The sequence below is a fragment of the Reinekea marina genome, from assembly GCF_030409715.1.
In the GTDB taxonomy this organism is placed as follows: domain Bacteria; phylum Pseudomonadota; class Gammaproteobacteria; order Pseudomonadales; family Natronospirillaceae; genus Reinekea; species Reinekea marina.
The window spans coordinates 2,906,717-2,925,319 of the sequence record NZ_JAUFQI010000001.1 but is presented as its reverse complement, the minus strand read 5'-3'; the positions used below and the strand labels follow the sequence as shown (position 1 = coordinate 2,925,319).

17 protein-coding genes and 1 pseudogene are annotated in these 18,603 nt (G+C 42.6%); 13 read left to right on the top strand and 5 right to left on the bottom strand.

The genetic code is table 11. The features are described from left to right. The first annotated feature begins 20 nt into the window (after positions 1-20). The 6 genes from QWZ13_RS16045 to QWZ13_RS16020 all read left to right on the top strand — a co-directional run bounded on the left by QWZ13_RS16045 (position 21) and on the right by QWZ13_RS16020 (position 2,738). Positions 21-473 (top strand): hypothetical protein, encoded by a 453-nt coding sequence (locus QWZ13_RS16045; protein WP_290282666.1) that lies wholly within the window; start codon positions 21-23, stop codon positions 471-473. Between the two features lie 86 nt (positions 474-559). Beyond that, positions 560-1,126, top strand: a complete 567-nt coding sequence (locus QWZ13_RS16040; protein ID WP_290282665.1) for a hypothetical protein — start codon at positions 560-562, stop codon at positions 1,124-1,126. Beyond that, positions 1,098-1,415: a hypothetical protein gene (locus QWZ13_RS16035; RefSeq protein WP_290282664.1), complete on the top strand. Its 318-nt coding sequence runs from the start codon at positions 1,098-1,100 to the stop codon at positions 1,413-1,415. The genes QWZ13_RS16040 and QWZ13_RS16035 overlap by 29 nt, the downstream gene beginning before the upstream one ends. 20 nt (positions 1,416-1,435) lie before the next feature. Next, a complete protein-coding gene (locus QWZ13_RS16030; RefSeq protein WP_290282663.1) occupies positions 1,436-1,855 on the top strand; it encodes a GNAT family acetyltransferase in 420 nt (139 codons plus the stop codon). Positions 1,856-1,964: 109 nt separating this feature from the next. Continuing rightward, entirely contained in the window at positions 1,965-2,534 is a 570-nt protein-coding gene (locus QWZ13_RS16025) for a class I SAM-dependent methyltransferase (RefSeq protein ID WP_290282662.1), read from the top strand. 24 nt (positions 2,535-2,558) lie between these two features. Beyond that, positions 2,559-2,738: a hypothetical protein gene (locus tag QWZ13_RS16020; RefSeq protein ID WP_290282661.1), complete on the top strand. Its 180-nt coding sequence runs from the start codon at positions 2,559-2,561 to the stop codon at positions 2,736-2,738. Positions 2,739-2,795: 57 nt separating this feature from the next. Here QWZ13_RS16020 and QWZ13_RS16015 read toward each other — a convergent pair whose 3' ends face one another. Then, positions 2,796-3,296 carry a lactoylglutathione lyase family protein gene (locus tag QWZ13_RS16015; RefSeq protein ID WP_290282659.1) on the bottom strand — a complete coding sequence of 167 codons (501 nt, stop codon included), beginning with the start codon at positions 3,294-3,296 and terminating at the stop codon, positions 2,796-2,798. 96 nt (positions 3,297-3,392) lie between these two features. On the opposite strand from QWZ13_RS16015, the gene QWZ13_RS16010 reads away from it, so the two are divergent. Continuing rightward, the gene (locus QWZ13_RS16010) at positions 3,393-4,274 is read left to right on the top strand and encodes a LysR family transcriptional regulator (protein WP_290282658.1); all 882 of its coding nucleotides are present in this window, start codon (positions 3,393-3,395) and stop codon (positions 4,272-4,274) included. 91 nt (positions 4,275-4,365) lie between these two features. Next, positions 4,366-5,298, top strand: coding sequence for a homocysteine S-methyltransferase family protein (locus QWZ13_RS16005; RefSeq protein WP_290282656.1), 933 nt, complete (start codon positions 4,366-4,368; stop codon positions 5,296-5,298). Between the two features lie 82 nt (positions 5,299-5,380). Here the strand turns inward: QWZ13_RS16005 and QWZ13_RS16000 are convergent, their stop codons facing one another. Beyond that, positions 5,381-5,506 (bottom strand): hypothetical protein, encoded by a 126-nt coding sequence (locus QWZ13_RS16000; RefSeq protein ID WP_290282655.1) that lies wholly within the window; start codon positions 5,504-5,506, stop codon positions 5,381-5,383. Between the two features lie 46 nt (positions 5,507-5,552). Between QWZ13_RS16000 and QWZ13_RS15995 the strand changes: the two genes are divergently transcribed. From QWZ13_RS15995 to mddA, 5 genes are all read left to right on the top strand, one after another. After that, complete coding sequence (locus QWZ13_RS15995; RefSeq protein ID WP_290282654.1) at positions 5,553-10,592, top strand: choice-of-anchor J domain-containing protein; 5,040 nt, start codon at positions 5,553-5,555, stop codon at positions 10,590-10,592. A gap of 157 nt (positions 10,593-10,749) precedes the next feature. After that, positions 10,750-11,901, top strand: a complete 1,152-nt coding sequence (locus tag QWZ13_RS15990; RefSeq protein ID WP_290282653.1) for a sensor histidine kinase — start codon at positions 10,750-10,752, stop codon at positions 11,899-11,901. 66 nt (positions 11,902-11,967) lie between these two features. Then, on the top strand, positions 11,968-12,375 hold the full coding sequence (locus QWZ13_RS15985; RefSeq protein WP_290282652.1) for a response regulator: 408 nt from the start codon (positions 11,968-11,970) through the stop codon (positions 12,373-12,375). A gap of 2 nt (positions 12,376-12,377) precedes the next feature. Next, positions 12,378-14,096, top strand: a complete 1,719-nt coding sequence (locus tag QWZ13_RS15980; RefSeq protein ID WP_290282651.1) for a two-component system response regulator — start codon at positions 12,378-12,380, stop codon at positions 14,094-14,096. Between the two features lie 506 nt (positions 14,097-14,602). Beyond that, the gene (gene mddA / locus QWZ13_RS15975) at positions 14,603-15,331 is read left to right on the top strand and encodes a methanethiol S-methyltransferase (RefSeq protein WP_290282650.1); all 729 of its coding nucleotides are present in this window, start codon (positions 14,603-14,605) and stop codon (positions 15,329-15,331) included. Between the two features lie 51 nt (positions 15,332-15,382). Here the strand turns inward: mddA and QWZ13_RS15970 are convergent, their stop codons facing one another. From QWZ13_RS15970 to QWZ13_RS15960, 3 genes and pseudogenes are all read right to left on the bottom strand, one after another. After that, complete coding sequence (locus tag QWZ13_RS15970) at positions 15,383-16,108, bottom strand: LysR family transcriptional regulator (RefSeq protein WP_290282649.1); 726 nt, start codon at positions 16,106-16,108, stop codon at positions 15,383-15,385. Between the two features lie 15 nt (positions 16,109-16,123). Beyond that, positions 16,124-16,252 (bottom strand): annotated as a pseudogene (locus QWZ13_RS19955) (LysR family transcriptional regulator); the annotation flags it as partial. A gap of 243 nt (positions 16,253-16,495) precedes the next feature. Continuing rightward, positions 16,496-18,394, bottom strand: a complete 1,899-nt coding sequence (locus QWZ13_RS15960) for a M20/M25/M40 family metallo-hydrolase (RefSeq protein ID WP_290282647.1) — start codon at positions 18,392-18,394, stop codon at positions 16,496-16,498. Between the last annotated feature and the right edge of the window lie 209 nt (positions 18,395-18,603).

Below are 18,603 nucleotides of genomic sequence, written 5' to 3'. Positions count from 1 at the left end.
TCAGTCAAAAGTGTTAAGCTATGAATAAAAAGAGAGGCTCATCAACTATGAATGCAAATATATATTTACTGGCCGCGGCTGGCTTATGCGGTTTGGCCGCCTTAGCACACCTTGGCTGTATTGTATTTGGCGGTGACTGGTATCGATTTTTTGGCGCTGGCGAAGGGATGGCCACGATGGCTGAACAGGGGCTTTGGTACCCAACGATACTGACTACTGGTTTAGTGGCTATTTTAAGCATCTGGTCTCTATACGCATTGTCAGGTGCGGGCGTTATTACAAGCTTACCATTTACCCGCTTAGCCCTTATTGCCATTGCCACTGTCTTTTTTCTCAGGGGGTTATTCTTTTTTGCTCTAATGCCTGCGTTCCCTGAGAATAGTTTGCAATTTTGGTTAATCAGTTCGGCTATTTGTTTGAGCATAGGTGGTTTAATTAGTGTTGGCGTTATTCAACGATGGCACTTTTTATGATTTTTGTGTGTTTGAATAATTGACTTTAATTTTTTGGCCAATCATGATGCTAAAAATCAAGGTAGAATTCTAAAAAGGTTTCGGGAATGACAAATACTTACATTCAAAAGAAAGGCGCTATTAAGCATACGTTTACATTAAAGGACGACCTTTTTAATTTCGCGTATGAAGAAAAAAGAGGGTCAGGTGATACCGATTTTAATTACGCTGATTTACCATTAAAGTCATCAATCCAAATAGAGCAAAACGAATGGCTAAGGAATGTTGGCTACCTATGGATCGCTGTGGGTGCATTACAATTGTTTTACTCTCAAACAATTTTTTGGTTGGTCATTGGTGTGGGTTGTGTTGCTTGGGCTGTCTATTCGAAAATTAAATATACCGTTTATCGAACTGAACGTGGCAATGTGTTTATTATTCAAAATGATCAAAGCCAAGCACTTATAAATGAATTGTTTGAGCGACGAAGTGCACAGCTATTAAAATGGTATGGTGACATTAACGCTGAAAACACTCTAGAAAATGAAGTGAAAAAATTTAACTGGTTGGTAGAGCAGGGAGCACTGAGCAAGCTAGATGCTGATAAAAAAATCGCCCAAGCTGAACTCTTGATGAAAGATGAGCATGGCATTTCGAGTGACCAACTCAATTAGGAGGCTTTCGCTGCTTAAGGTTCTAGCTAAGATTTTATTTTTTGCAATCCTATATGCATCAGTGAATACATTTACGTTGGTAAGTTCAACGATACCTGAGCTATTTCACTGGCTGTTATGGGTTTTTGTTTTCCCTGCTGCAACCTTGGGGGTTACTTTATTCAGATTAAAAAACGAAGAGCTGAATAGAAAGGCATTCGTTATCTGTGGGATAGTGAGTTGTATGATCTACGGTGGCTTTGCATTGGCTAGTCATGCTTATATTTCAGCCATTTGGTGGTCTATTTAAATGATACGCAAAAGATTATTATGAAACTAAGACCTTATCTCGATTCTGATCATGATGACATTATTGCCTTATGGACCGACTGTGGGTTAGTGGTACCGCAAAATAATCCATCAAAAGACATTACTCGAAAACTTAAAACTGGAAGAGATTTGTTTTTGGTCGGCGAATCCGAAGTTGGCATTGTTGGCTCTGTTATGGGCGGCTACGATGGCCATCGTGGCTGGATTAATTATTTAGCTGTCAGCCCTTCTGCTCAAGGGTTAGGGTATGGGCGAGTGCTAATGGAGTCTATCGAAGCCCTTTTACGTGAAAAAGGTTGCCCAAAAATCAATTTGCAAGTACGTAATACCAATACCAAAGTTATTGAGTTTTACAAAGCCATTGGTTTTCTCGACGACAACGTCGTTAGTTTAGGAAAGCGACTCGAGTTCGATAATTAAGAATTAGATAGAATAGGGCTGGAAAAGCATTCAAGTACTGACGAATGACCTATTGTGTTAGCAAGTTTACTTAACTATAAATAGTCTAACCGAGCTAATAGGATGCATTATGGGTTTCTACGATGATCCAGCCAATGTAAAGCAGTATTTAACAATGTGCCAAGACTTTGATGGCACTGATTTATATCAGCGGTTATGCCAACACCTACCAGACCAGTCTACCTTGCTTGAGGTAGGTTCCGGCGGCGGTTTAGATTTAGATTATTTAAAGCAGCACTTCTTAGTTACTGGCTCGGATCTTTCTGATGCATTTCTAGACGTGTTAAAAGCGCGTCACCCAGACATTGATTTTTTAAAGCTAGATGCACAAAGCTTTTCGATCCAAAAAAAGTTCGATTGCATTTTTTCCAATAAAGTTCTACACCATCTCACCAAGTCTCAGCTTGCGCAGTCATTTGAGGTACAGGCTAAGCACTTGCTACCGGGAGGCGTTTTAGCGCATTCATTTTGGCTAGGCGATCAAAGTGAAGAAATGAATGGGTTATTGTTTTCTTATTATCAGGGCAGTGAGTTATTAGCATTGCTCTCACCAACGTTTGATATTGTTGATACGTTTATATATGAAGAATTTGAAGCAGATGACTCAATTTTTGTTATCGCAAAATTAAAGGAATCATAGCGAATGAAAAAATTTGAATACAAGATGATAGATACACGAGATGTAGACACCGGCGGTTTGTTTAAGGGGCGTAAGCGCGAAGACGTAGAAAAGTACCTTTGCGAGCTGGGTTCTGATGGCTGGGAGTTAGTCAACGTAGATTTTCGCGAGCTCGAAGGAGGCAGTGAGTTCGCAGGAATCATGAAACGTGAAATCATGTTTTAACTTCAATGCCGACAAAAGGGAGAAAGGCTACCGCATGTAACCTTTCCCTTTTCTAATTTAGTATGCGCCTTCGCTGTAGATAAGCTCGTAGCTATGACTGTAAATTTCTAATATGTTCCCAAACGGGTCTTCCATATAAATCATGCGATAAGGTTTCGAACCTGGGTAGTAGTATCTCGGTTTCGGCATGCGTTTTTTACCACCTGCTGCGACAATTTTATCCGCCAGTTCTTCCACATTAGGGTCTTGAACACAAAAGTGAAATACGCCCGTTTTCCAATATTCAAAATTATCTTCAGGGTTTTCTTGATTTACAAATTGAAACAACTCAACGCCAATTCTGTCGCCCGTCGATAAGTGTGCAATTCTAAAGCTGCCCCAGCCACGACCAAATACGTCTGTGCACATCTCGCTGATTGGACTGCCATCTTCGTTAATATCGGTTGGCTCCATGATTAAGTACCAGCCCATAACTTCGGTATAAAATTTTACGGCTGCTTCAAGATCGGGAACAGAGATGCCTATATGTGAGAAATTTCTAGGGTAAGGAGTTGTCATATGCTTTTTCCAGTGTGTTTTGAGTTGCGGTTAGAGTACTGAAAAGGTAAGTTAATAAAAAATTATCATTTATTATTTTTATGAGAATGGTTTGTAATGATTAACCCGAATTGGTTAGCGACCTTTTGTTCACTGGTAGATCAGCGGCACTTCACAAGAACGGCGCAAGAGTTGCACATGACTCAATCTGGTGTGAGTCAACACGTAAAGAAACTAGAGCAACAGCTGGGTCAGCTATTACTAGTGCGCCAGGGCAAAAGCTTTACCCTGACAACAGCTGGTGAACGGTTGTATGCAGAAGGCAAAGCCCTATTGTTGGCGATGAAAGATTTAGAGAAAAAAATTGGCCATGACCCTTATGATGAAGGGATTGTCCGAATTGCCTCGCCAGGCAGTATAGGGCTAAAACTCTATCCTCAATTTTTAGCGTTACAGCAACAGCACCCCAAGTTGATTATTGATTTTCGATTCGCACCCAACCCGGAAATCGATGCCTTATTGGTCGCAGACAAAATTGATATAGGTTTCATGACTCAACAGTCTAGCTCTGCGACGTTAAAGACTGAGCTGATTGCCCACGAAGAACTGCGGCTTGTAACGGCCTCTGGCATTCAATCTGTCAGCTGGCAAACACTGCTTAATTTAGGTTTTATCGATCATCCAGATGGCGCACATCATGCTGATCAGCTTTTAGCGGGCAATTTTAAGGAATATCAAGCAATCGGGCAGATACCAAAAGCCGGCTTTTCCAATCAAATAAACTTAATTCTAGAGCCTGTAGCAATGGGGTTGGGCTTTACTGTGTTACCTCAGCACGCCGTAAACTCATTTAGAGACCCATCATTAATAAATGCACATCGGCTTAACCGACCTGTAACAGAACCTATCTACCTTGGTTCGCATCTCTTTAAGCATACGCCTAATCGAGTTGTGACCATCGTAGATGAAGCGATATCAGCTTTATCGTCAATGGAATAGTGAGTTGTTTTCAGATATAACTCGTGAGCTAGTATTAATGAAGAGTTTGTTGTAATTGTAGGCTATTCGAAACCTATACAAGGAACAGTCTATGGCCATTTATCGGTACGCCTTGCCACACCTCGGTAATGAGTTGTTTGCCTGCTATACCGGTATGGAAACGGATCTAATATTTAATAAAAACATTCCACTGCCTGGGTTTGCAGCTTATCCGTTACTGAACAATAAACAACATCGTGTGTTACTTGAAAATTACTATCGTTCTTTGATTCTAATAGCTAAACAACACAATGTTGGCGTCATTTTAGATTCAGTCACCTGGGTTGCAAATGCGGATAGAGCTACGGAACTAGGTTACAGCATAGAAGAGCTTGCAGAGTTTAATAAAAATGCCATCAAACTGATTCATTCTGTTCGAGAGCAAGAAAATTATTGGCCTACTGTATTGTGTGGGCAAGTCGGACCTAGGGGGGATGGCTATATCCAAGACAAACCTATGAGCATTTTTGAAGCCCGCGATTACCACCGTGTTCAAATGGCCGCCTATGCAGAAACAGAGGTCGATTTTGTCTGCGCGTTTACGTTGGGCAACGCACAAGAGGCTGCAGGGATAGTATTGGCGGCAAAAGCGTTTGAGTTGCCGGTTGCCATTTCCTTCACGGTAGAAACAGACGGCCGCCTTCCAACAGGCATGTCTCTGCAGAAAGCCGTGGAGTATGTAGATAAACACACTCAAGCCAGCGCTTTGTATTACTTAGTTAATTGTGCTCATCCTGATCACATGCTTCAAAGCTTCAACTACGAACCTTGGGTTAAGCGTGTTAGGGGCGTTGTAGCGAATGCTTCGCGCTGCAGTCACGAAGAACTAGAAAGTGCGCTAGAACTTGATGATGGTGCGCCTACAGAACTTGCCGAACAGCTAAGTCAACTGCGGCACAGTTATCCGCATTTTAATGTGTTTGGAGGGTGTTGTGGGACAGACCAAAGACACATGAATGCCATAATGGCAGCAACTAAGGTTTAGACAGACTTTTTTACCACATGGTCAGAATGTCATTCGAGTTAATAATCGGTTTCTAGGCAGTATATTGCCGCTTAATTTGTGGCTAGATTGTTAATTTTTTGACCTGATGTGCAGTTTGGTATTTATTTTTGTGGCCGCGGCGCGTAAATTGGCGGTAGTCGTGACGATTTACAATAATTAGACGCATAAGAAGCGCGCGTCCGACCATTGCTCACAAAATCGCTCAAAACTCTAATAAATCAAAGGAAAGCATTGTGAAACTTAAAACGTCTTTGCTTGCGGCGTCGATACTGTTGCCCTCAATTACGATGGCAGCATCAGACCTTGAACGGGTCGTCTGGATCGAACAGCCCGATACTGAAGCCACTATTGCCTGGCGACAAACCAGCGGTGAAAACCCTCGCGTTGAGTTTGGCCAAGGGCAATCGCCTGAAAACTGGTTAACTCAAGCAGTAGAACAGGTGACAACGATGTCCCATCCCGATGATGGTGATGTTACCCTTGAAACTCATATCGCTCGATTATCTGGTCTTTCGCCAAACACCGATTACAGCTACCGAATTTGTGATAGCGAAGGGTGTGGTGATAGCTCATGGTTCAAAACCGCCCCTAATTCACCCACTGAATTTACTTATGTTGCCGGTGGTGATTCGCGAACAAATCGTGAACCCCGTCAAATGGGCAATAAACTCGTTAGCCAAATCCGCCCACTGTTTGTGTTGTTTAATGGTGATTTCACCGACGATGGCAACCACGAACAATGGGTTGCATGGTTAGAAGATTGGCAGTTAACGCGCAGTGAAGATGGCCGTGTTTACCCAATTATTGCTTCGCACGGAAACCATGAGAATGATGTCATAGACATGCTGAGCTATGTGTTTGGTGTGCCAGAAACATCTTACTATGTTGCCAACATTGGCGGCAGCATGATGGATATCTTCTCGCTCAATTCTGAATTAGAGCCAGGTGTTGGTTATGGTGCCTACTCTGATCAAGACGCGACAGCGTGGGAAGCTCAAAACCAGCAGTTCGTTGCTGATGCTAAGGCTTCTGATGCAGACTGGAAGTTAGCCAACTACCACCGCCCGATGCGCCCTCATACTTCGGGTAAGACGGAAGGTGAAGGCCGAATTGCGGCGTGGGCACCTACTTTTACAGAGACTAACTTTAAGATTCTGGTTGAATCTGACACGCATATGTCTAAGTACACCTACCCAGTGGTTTATAGCCAAGCGGAAGGCAGCTACCAAGACTTCAAACGTGATGATATCAATGGAACTATGATCATAGGTGAAGGTTCATGGGGTGCGCCTACTCGACCGACCGATGATGATAAGCCTTGGACTATAGACAGTGGTTCTTTCTGGCAGTTCAAGCTAGTGCATGCTTCACCAGACGCGATGAAAATTCACACCGTCCGATTTGGTTCTGAGCATGAAACTTTGCGCGGGGTTAAAACAGATATTTCAACTGTTGGCACCTTAACCCAAGCCGACCAAGATGCGAACCCATTTGCCGTGCCGGCAAATTTACCGCTGTGGCAGCCATTGGCTGGCTCATCTATCACAATGACATTAGATGGCTTTAAGGGCGCTGAGATCAATAGTGTGCAACTTGTTGGCTCTAAGGCCGAGTGGGCTTATTTGGATGATGGCTCTTCGGCAGACGGTTGGAATACACTCGATTTTGATGATGCTTCATGGGCAAAAGGTAATGCACAGCTAGGGTATGGCGATGGCGATGAAGTGACTGAAATTAGCTTTGGCTCGGATGAGAAAAACAAACACCCGACTACTTATTTCCGTAAATCGTTTAACCTAGATGACCCAACTAAAGTAATCAAACTTACCCTACGCCTCTTAAGAGATGATGGTGCGGTTGTATACATAAACGGTCAGGAAGTTGTACGTTCAAACATGCCTGACGGTGATATTACGCCAACTACGTTTGCCGGTTCAGGTATTGGTGGCGGTGCAGAAAGCACATTTTATGAATACGCCTTGTTTGCAGATGCATTGCAAGCCGGTAAAAACGTCGTTGCTGTAGAAGTACATCAATCAGACGCGGGCAGTTCTGACCTATCATTTGATATGGATTTAACTGCTGTGGTGTCGACTACCGATAAAGCCTTGGCCGATGCAACCACTGAGCTTACTGCTAAAGCACTGTCTGTAAGTGAAATTCAGTTAAATTGGTCCGACGATGGAGCCTTTGATGAAGTCGGATATCAGCTAGAGCGTAAAGTTGGAAACGGCGAATGGGAAATTCTTACTTGGCGTTTAGAAGCGAATGAAACGGCTTATTTAGATAAAAAGCTGGTTGAAGGCGCAACTTATACTTACCGAGTACGTCCTTATAATGCCGCTGGCTTAGGCAATGTAAGCAACGAGTTAAGCATTGCAACGCTTTCAAACCCAACCCCGAAACTGTATGAAGAAACTTTCGAGTCCGGTGGCTGGGGTGAATTAACCATGTTTAATAAGGCATCGAATGCCGATTGGGTGGTCGTTGAAAGAGCTGAAGCTTTTTATGCCCAAAATAATGGATACGGTGCCGATACTGCCAGTGACGATTGGATCATTACGCCTGCGTTTGCACTGAACTACTATGCCGATGCGCAATTAGCGTTTGAAAGTGCCTACAACTACGGCGGTCCTTTGATCAATGTTTTGTATTCAAATGATTATGACCCAGCGGCAAATGAAGACCCTACGACAGCTGAGTGGACAGCGATTGCAGAGTGTAAAGCGGTCGACAATGTTCAACCATGCTGGAATGAGCCCTCAACAGGCAGCTATGTATTTGAAGCCAGTGAAGTTGATATAAGTTCTATTAAAGGCGACAACGTACGCTTTGCCTTCCAGTATGTTTCAACTGGAACAGGTGGAGGAGACGGCCGTTACTGGCAGTTAGATAACATTGTTGTCCGTGGTCTTTATAATGCACCGGCCATGGTAGGTGATGCTTTAGATGCTGGCATTCCAGCGGATTGGTCTGCAGTCAGTGTTGCATCTGATAAAGATTGGGCGCCAGGTACTCGAGCTGAACAAGCGGGTATTTTTGCTAATGGTTTCGGTGGCGATGCTGCCAGTGAAGATTGGTTGATTATGCCAACTGTATCATTAAGCGAAGATGATAATGCCGCGCTTGAGTTCGATTTTTACCAGAAATATGGCGGACCTGAACTTCAAGTAATGGTCTCAACGGATTACGACGGCGACGCAGCAAATGCCACATGGTCTGATTTAAACGTTGATTTCCCTGTACTGGATGATACTTGGATGACAATGGGGCCTATCAGCCTGAAAGGTTATACCGGTAATGTAACCCTAGCATTTTTATACACGACTTCCGGTACCGGCGGTGGCGAGGGTGCATACTACGGTGTGGCTAATGCGTTCGTAAAAGGTCATTTAAAAGGTGTCTTTCAGCAGCGCGTTGTATGGACAGAAGGCTTTGAAGATGTCAGCACGTTTGGAACCTTTAGTGCTTATTCGCGTGCGAGTAATGCCGATTGGGTTGTTGAAGAACGAGCCGATAACTTAGGTGCGGTGGCCAATGGTTTTGGCGCAGATGCTAAAAGTGATGATTGGCTCATATCTCCTCAGTTCCATATTTTAGATTGGCAGAATGCTCAATTTGCATTTGATGTTTACACTAAGTATGGCGGACCCGCTCTTGAACTCTACATCAGCAATGATTATAGCGGCGAAGGCGATCCATTAGACGCTAATTGGACTCAAATTGAGTTCGATCAATCGCAAGAAGTGAGTGATGCTTGGAACCATTACCAGGTTGATGTATCTGGTTTCACGGGCGCGGCACACGTAGCCTTCCGTTATTTAACCAATGGAACAGGCGGTGGTGAAGGTCGACGATTGGGCGTTGATAACCCGACTCTCATCAGTACCTATGGAGAAGAAACCTTGAAAGCCAACTTCTCGATAGCCAATACAACCGTAACCACTATTCAACCCGTAAGCTTTGAAGCCAATGTTAAAGGTGGAGAAGCGCCATACACCATTAGCTGGAATTTAGGCGATGGTCAGGTTGTCAATGGTGACGCGGTTGACCACACCTATTCAAAAGCTGGAAACTATACGGTAACGCTGAGCGTGACAGACGCTAACGGAAACAGTGTTGAACAAGCACGTGAAAGCTACGTTAATGTCTTGCAATCAACCGATATTGGTGTGCCTTCCTATGCTGGTGATGTACGAGTAGCCACATTTAATGCTTATTTAAACCGCAGCAGTGAAGGCCAAATTTTGGCTGACGCTCAAAGTGGTGACGATGCGCAAATTAAAAACGTGGCTGAAATTATTCAACGTGTACGCCCCCATGTCGTATTGCTTCAAGAGTTTGACTATGTCGCCGATGGCTCAGCCGTTAAAGCGCTTCAGGAGAATTACTTGAGCAACGGCTTAAATGGTGCGGAAGGTATTGATTACCCCTATGTTTACCTAGCAGAAAGCAATACCGGCATCATTACGCCATTTGATTTCAACAAAGATGGTAAATCAGGACAGTATGGTGATGATGCCTATGGTTTTGGTATGTTCTATGGCCAGTACGGCATGGTGCTATTGTCGCAATACCCAATTGACTACGAAAACGCTCGCACTTTCCAAAAGTTTTTATGGAAAGATATGCCCGATGCTAAATTACCTGTTAATCCTGAAACGGGTGAAAGCTGGTATACCGAAGAAGAGTTAGCGGTATTCCGTTTATCTTCTAAAAGTCACTGGGATATTCCGGTGAAAGTTGGTAAACATACGCTACACGTTTTAGCCAGTCACCCAACGCCACCCGTATTTGATGGCGATGAAGACAGAAACGGCAAACGCAACCACGATGAAACTCGTTTTTGGCGTGATTACGTTGAGCCAGCACGTTCCGCCTACATCTATGACGATAACGGCACCAAAGGTGGCATGAAGGGCGATCGTCATCACTTTGTGGTAATGGGAGATCTTAACGCTTCTCCTGTAGAGGGTGATGCAACCGATAATCCAATCGGGTTGTTAACGGCATCTGAGAAAGTGATGAGCGATGTACGTCCAACAAGCCCAGGTGGTGTGGACAACGATCCTAACAATGAAAACGCCGCCGCACATACCGCTGACTGGAAAATGCGCGCAGACTATGTTCTTCCTGGAACTTGGGGCAATAAAGTCGAGCAAAGTGGTGTTTATTGGCCTGGAATCGCCGATGTGAATTATCGTTTGGTCGGCCCGGGTGTTCAAAGTTCTGACCACCGTTTAGTTTGGGTTGATTTAAGCTTTACCCAGTAATCGTTTGATTTAATTTAAAAGGGCTGCATTGGCAGCCCTTTTTTTATGGCGCAAACCAAGCTGCCACCTGTTAAAGAGTGAATATTAGGCTAACAAATGTGACGAATGAGCAATGTTGATCTATACCTAATAAGTGGACCATTAGGAGGAGCCAGCGTTGGACTTATTTAAGCAGTTATTTTCAGATGAATTTATGCCCCATGGCATGTGTTATCTCTGGCAGTCAGAATTACTATGGTTACACGTCATCTCTGATGCGTTCATTTTCTTTTCTTACGTCAGCATCCCAATTACCCTTGTTTACATTTTAAATATGCGCCGAGACCTCGTGTTTTCAAAAGTTATGGCCTTGTTTGGTGCTTTTGTTTTGCTATGTGGAATTACGCATGCCATCGCTGTTTGGAATGTTTGGAACGGAACCTATTGGTTGAGCGGTAGTGTAAAAGCCGTCACGGCCGTTGTTTCTGTTGCTACGGCTTATATGCTCTGGAAGTTAGCACCCACGTTGCGCGATGTCCCCACGGTTAAGCAATTGTCAAACGAAGTTGAGCAACGCAAAGTAGTTGAAGCTAACCTACAAGAAAAAACACTCCATTTAAAAGAAGAGTCTGGCCGTATTGCCAGCATGAATGAAGAGCTGAAAGCCTTTGCTTATGCTTCTTCCCACGACCTTAAATCGCCCTTACGTGGTATTAAGCAATTGGCGGTTTGGATTGAAGAAGATTTAAAACACGTTGATTCCGAGCTGCCGCCAGAAATTCCAGAAAATTTCGAGCTAATGAAAACTCGGGTGACACGTATGGAGCGATTATTGGATGACCTGCTTGAGTATAGTGAGATAGGAAAAACAGAGGGCAGTTCTAGAGAAGTTGAAACTTCGACACTTTGCTCAGAAGTATTTGATCTAGTAGGTGGGAACGATTCGGGATTAACGCTAAAACTTGAGAGCAGTTTACCAATATTTAAAACTCACCATACGCCTTTTACACAGGTGATCCGTAATTTAATTGACAATGCCATCAAGCACCACGATAAGCCCAATGGCACTATTTTGGTTAAAGCTCTTGAACATGACAATCAATATGAATTTATTGTAGAGGATGACGGTCCAGGTGTGCCTGAGTCACAGATGGAAAGGGTCGTTGAATTGTTTACTACCTTAAAGCCTAAAGATGAGTGCGAAGGCAGTGGGATGGGACTGGCCATTATTAAAAAAATCATAGCAAATTATGGAGGGGAGATGCGCTTGACAACAAATAGTCAGGGTGGATTAAGCGTGAGTTTTACCTGGCCAAAAAATATAGATTAGTACCAAGAAAAACAATTAAGTGAAACAATTATGAGTAAAGATTTAAGCTATAATCAAGTTAACATATTGCTGATAGAAGACGACGAAATAGACGCAGAAATTGTTAGGCGTGCGTTTAAGCAATTGCGCATTGCTAACCCTGTAACTCGAGCACGGCATGGTCAAGAAGGTTTAGATATATTGCGAAACAACACTATAGATAAACCAAGAATTGTGTTGTTGGATTTAAATATGCCGGTGATGAACGGATTCGAATTCCTTGATGTAATAAGGGATGATGATGATATTAAAGATACGGTGATTTTTGTATTAACAACTTCTAAATCGCAAGCCGATTTGCTTGCGGCTTACAAGAAAAATATCGCAGGCTATATTGTAAAATCCGAGCTTGATAGTGGATTTGAATCCCTCATTAATATGTTGACATCCTATTGGCGAATTATTGAATTGCCTGCTCATGAGGAGCCAAATTAAGGATGAATATTCTGATAGTCGACGACGATAAAATAGATCGAATGCGAGTTAAAAGATCTGTAAGTCAGTTCATTGGCGATATATCAATAAAGGAAGTGTCTTCAGGAGAGGATTGCCTAAACAGTCTACTCTCCGAATCATTCGATGTTGTACTGCTTGACTACAATCTTCCCGGAGCAACAGGAATTGAAGTGCTCGACAGAATGAAGCAGGGTTCTATCGGCGAAACAGCGGTTATCATATTGTCTGGCAATACCAATGAAGATTTAGCCGTGACTTGCCTAGAGCACGGTGCACAAGATTTTATTCGTAAACAGGATTTAGATTCAAAGCACTTATATCGCGCTATCATACATGCCAAACTTCGGCATAAAAATGAAATGGAGCTCGAAAACAGCCGCCTTACTTTAAAGGATTTAGCCGAGCACGATCAGCTCACTGGGTTGCTTAACCGATATGCTTTTGAGCATCGTGTTACTGAAGCTATGGCTTTTTGGCGAAGATCTTCGGCTCACGTCAGTTTGATGTTGATGGACTTAGATGATTTTAAGTGGATCAACGACACATTCGGACACACAGTAGGTGATGCCGTTTTAGTTGAAGTGGCTGATAGAATAGGAACCGTGTGCCGAGATGATGATTTTATCTGCCGTTTAGGCGGTGATGAGTTTGCCTTTGCGATTATGTGTCGTGAAGAGAACTATGCTTACCTTATTGCTCAGCGAATCTTCGATCGGTTAAGTGCGCCTTTTATAGTTGGTGGTCAAAAGCTGACCATAAATTGCAGTGTTGGCATAGCCGACTTTACACACGATTCGAGTGATATTAATGATGTGTTAAAGCGTGCAGATTTAGCCATGTATCAAGCAAAGGCTGAAGGCCGAAATAGGTTTCATTATTTTAATGAAGGTTTACAAGCGGTAGCTATTCGCCGAATCCTCGTGGAATCGGAACTCCGAGAAGCGATACAAAAAAAGAGTTTTATTCCTTATTACCAACCTAAAATAGATGCCAAAACTGGATTGCTGTATGGTGCAGAAGCCTTAGTTAGATGGGGTCACCCTACTCAAGGGATGGTGGGACCTGCTTACTTTTTAGATATTGCTGAACAAACTGGACTGATTATTGATATAGACCGAATAGTCATACAGAAGGCTTGTGCACAACACGCCCAATGGCTCGCGGATCATACGTTTGATTATCCAATTAAAATGGCTATGAATATATCTGTTCGACATTTTAAAGATGATTCGTTTCTACCGATGTTAACAGAGTTACTGGAGAAATATGAAATTCAACCCTCTAGTATTGAGTTAGAGATCGTTGAGTCTGAGCTTGTGCAAGACACCGACACGGCAATTGCGGTGTTAGATGAGTTAGCAAAAATGGGAATCGATGTTGCCATTGATGATTTTGGAACCGGCTATTCTTCTTTAAGTTACTTAAAACAATTTAATGTTCAAGTATTAAAAATAGACCGTTCATTTTTATTTGATATTCCTGAATCGGAGATCAGCAGCCGATTGTTCAAAGGGATGCTTAATTTAAGTCAATCACTAGAGTTGCCCAATGTCGTTGAAGGGGTAGAAACTCAAGCACATGTTGAAAAGTGTTTAGAATATAACGCAGAAATTTTGCAAGGGTACTACTTTGCTAAACCGTTAACGGCACAAGAGTTTGCAAACTACATTCCGACTAAGTTCAATAAGGGCGATACTTAAGGTATAGAATCTGAGGTATATCTTCTACACTCAAACTAAAGCTTTAGGTACTAGAACTGTAACCACATATCTTTCAACGGCCGAGCTATTTTTCATTCCAGAAGTCAAACCGTATCTATTACTACTGGCATTGTTTTTTAAAGATGGCATAAAATAATTACCTTATGTCATCTATTTTATTAGTTCTCTCAATCTCCAACGCTTAAAAAAAACATTACCTGCATATTTTATATCGTAGATAGGTCATTGTGTTTAATCCTGTTCGTTCGCTAATTTGTTGGACGTCTATAAGGTTTCTTGCTAGATGATAAGTAATACTGATTAGCTGATTAGAATTGATAAATTGACAAGATTGTATGCCATCCTCTAGGGTAAAGGCGCGCTGCATTTCAGCTTTGTTTAAGTGAATAAAATGGACTTAATGATGTAAAGGTGAGAGGGCTATTGCAACCCAAATCGGGCTGCATACGTTTACTTGACTCTATACTATTAAAAGGGATACAAAGATGAGACTGATATATTTTATTTATGGCATTACTTGTTATTTGATATTTTTCTTAACATTTCTTTATGCGATTGGGTTTGTTGGGAACTTTGTTGTACCAAAGTCAATGGATACCGGACCTGAAGTACCTATTGGAATAGCATTAGTTATAAATATGTTATTGCTGGGTGTCTTCGCAGTACAGCACAGTGTGATGGCGCGCCGCGATTTTAAAAAGTTCTGGACAAAAATCATTCCTACTGAAATTGAGCGAAATACCTATGTGCTCCTTTCAAGCCTTGCACTTGCGCTAATTTTTTGGCAATGGCGTCCGATGGGAGGCGTAATTTGGGATGTTTCAGGTACTGCATTAGGGTCTGTATTAATTGGTATCTCACTGATCGGTTGGACCTTTGTACTGATAAGTACGTTTTTGTTAAATCATTTTGAACTACTTGGGCTAAGCCAAGCCTATTCTAATTTAACGGGGAAAACTTTTGAAAGTAGTAAGTTTAGAACGCCTGGTTTTTATAAATTTGTCCGGCATCCTATATACTTTGGTTTCACTGTTGCGTTTTGGGCTACCCCTGTTATGTCGACAGCGCATTTGGTTTTTGCAATTGGAACCTTAGGTTACACGTTAGTAGGGATTTACTTAGAAGAAAAAGATTTAATTTTTGTTTATGGAGAAGAATACAAAAAATATAAATCAAAGGTTTCTATGCTTATTCCATTACCCAATAGAAGGTAAATATTACAGTGATTACTGTATTTGAAGAGCCGATTGTTAACTATCGGCTTTTTATTTATTAATTTCAGGGTTCAAAAAAATCTTAGATCTTTCTATTATAGTTTTGATGATTCGCTGGTGAAAGTCGGTTAAAAATCTGTGTTCATGATAGTAAAGGTAAACAGTATTCGAAACTTTATTGTTATATGGTACTACTTCAATGTCATCGGAGTTGCTTATTAGGTGCTTGGAAACGATTGCCTGGCCAGCACCGAGTTTGACTCCATCAATGATGCCATAAATGTCATTGTAGAAGCGTCGTTGAATATTGTCTTGTTTAAGATTTTGGTATTTGAAAAATTGAAAGGTAGTTTTATCTTCTGAGTCATGGTCTAAAAAAGCCTCTTTGGAACGTTTACGCTTGCTTTTGATATGAATCAAAGATTCCTCGCCTATTTTTCTGCAAACCAGTTTGTTTTGCTCTAATAAATGGTCGAGAATTATAAAATCGACTTCCCCGCTTTTGAGCATGGGCAGAAGGTCACGTAATTCTCGACTAAAAAATTCAACATGAACTCCGTTAGAGCTTTCAATTAGTGGAGCAAGTGCAGGCATAACAACCGACCTTAAAATAGAGCTGTATGCGGCGATGCGCAAATTACCATGCCCGTTCGCACGGCTATAACCTGCTATTCGATTGAGGACTTCGATCTCTAAACTCTCAATATTTCTTACGTAATCGAATAAGAATGCGCCTGCCGAAGTCAGTGTAATACCGTTATTGCCTCTTATTATCAAAGTGGCTTCTATTTCTTGTTCTAGTTTCATAACCCTTTGTGAAAGCGCTGATTGTGTAATAAAGAGGTTATCCGCAGCCTTATGGAAGTTCTTATCGATAGCCACCTGATAAAAAGCTTGTAATCTATCTTTGTTAAGATTCATGAGTTGTCTATTTTCTCTGATGGCTGGTAGTCATCGAGAATAGTACAAATATCAAGCCATTAGTCGTTTACTTTGTGAGGGTTTGTATGTTCGAGCTAGCTGAGCCCCTTCTAAAGGTAACAATACCGAACAGGATATCCGTTTTAAGCAACATTGTTTTGGGACCAATTCAAAAACAGGTTGTTTAATTGAGGGTGCAAAAAAAGACCGCTTGTGCGGTCTTTTCTCTTACGGAGTAGATAATTAAGGCTGAGGCAAGTATTCAACACTCAAACTGTAGCTTGAAGCGCTAGAACTGTAACCACGCACCATTACAAATGCCGAGCTATCGTTTGCACCCGAAGTTAGATCGCAACTTTCAGTACTGCCGTTTTTGTAGGGTCTGCAATCATAGCTGCTAGTAGTAGGTTGTGCGCCAAAACGGACATAAAGGTCGGCATCATTGTTCCCAGTCATCTGGGCGATGAATTGACTGGCAGAGGTGATGCTAAATGGACCGTAGTGCTGCTCTTGGCTTTTGCCTACAGAACCGGTGAAGTTTTCAGTAACAGGTGTGTTTGAAGGTGGCGGCGGTGGAGTTGATCCTGCGGGTGTATAGGTGGCATCTATATTAAAGCTAGATGCACTGCTGCTGTACCCTCTTGCCATGATATAAACGTTCGCATCACTGTTGCCAATTGAAACGGTGCAGGTTTCAGCGGAACCACTTTTATAGGGGCGACAATCGTAATTACTAGTGGTTGGCGCAGCTCCAACTCGAACGTACAAATCAGCATCATTGTTGCCTGACATTACGACGTTTACTGTACTGTTTGCGGCAGCTAATACAGGGCCGAAGTTTAATTCTTGGTTTCGAGCTACCTGGCCAGAAAAACTATCCGTCACTTCAGTGCCAGGTTCAGGGGGAGGTGGAGGCGTATCGCTCATGTTTCCTTTAGCCAGCTCTGCGACGAAAGCCGCTGCCAATTTACCAAATTTCAAGGCATGGAATGCGTGGTTACCACTTTTATCAAGCGTATCGCCTGTAGTATGAATGTGAGGGTTTGCACCGTTAAATGTCGCCTCAAAAGGGAAGGACGCAGGGTATCCTTCGTTTGTCCAAGAGGCGTGGTCTGAGCAAGCGTAGCCGCAAGTAGATCGGCCAACCGACAATTCAGGTTGGTAAACCGTAACCAGCTGCTCTAAAAAGTTATTTTGAGCCGCATTGGTGTAATCATCAATAATATAAATATCTTGGCTAGAACCCTGATAATTTGTCATGTCGAGTTGTAAAACGCCGACCACGTTTGTGCCATTGCTTCGATGTTCAGCTGCGATCGCTTTTGAGCCTCTTAGGCCAACTTCTTCGGCCGCATAGCCAATTAATTTAACGGTACGGTTGGGTTTGAAATCTGTAGTGACAATGGTTCGAATCAACTCGGTGAGTGTCGCAATACCAGAGGCATCGTCATCGGCACCAGGTGCGCGCGTATCATTGCTCATCCCCCCAGAGATAATGGAATCTAAGTGCGCTCCTAAAACAACGACTTCATCCGGATTCGTGCGTCCTTCGATGGTCATGATAACCGAAGGCTGAGCCCAACTGTGATTAAAAAGACTGACTGAAATATCGGTACGACCATTGCTGATTGTAGACCATTCATCGCGGAGCCAATTCGCACTGTCTACACCATGTGTCGAGGTATAGTAGCGATTAACAAAGGCTTGTAAGTCGATGACCGTATTACGAATACCAGGTTCTGTCATGGTTTGTTGCAGTGCGTTGACGACATCGGCGTTATCCAGTGTGTAGTTGACGGCAATGCTCTGAGCTTGGCTCATCATGGTTTGGTTTTGCACCAAATCTGTTTGAGCAGCTGTTAACGATTCATGTGCAATAAAGCCACCACAGCGATTATGTTGGTGGTGCATTAGCTCTGAAATAATGGATAAATGCCTCTCTTTTACCAGAATTAATTGGGTAGCAGGAGCCTCGGCTGACATTAACGTTGTGGGTAACTTAGCTTCTTTCTGGATCATGCTCGGGTAGTGGTCTTTTAAAGACTGGTAGCCATCGGCGCCCATGCTGATCCACACATCTTCGGCTAGTGCGGCCGTACTTAGTGAAAGGCCTAGCAATGAGGCCATGAGAGTTGCTTTCATCTTGTTCTCCGTTTTTATTATTTTCAATGCGATAGCACTGTTTTTTATAGTGAGGTGAGGAACAGCCGAATCGCCACCCGTCGATCGTTTGAGCGCCTGAGTAAAACGCACAACGATACCTTCAACCTAAACCAATTAGGCCATCTTGAAAGCGAATAAGATGAAAAAATTAAAACCTTGTTCGATTTTTTAGATAGGCATCATGTTTT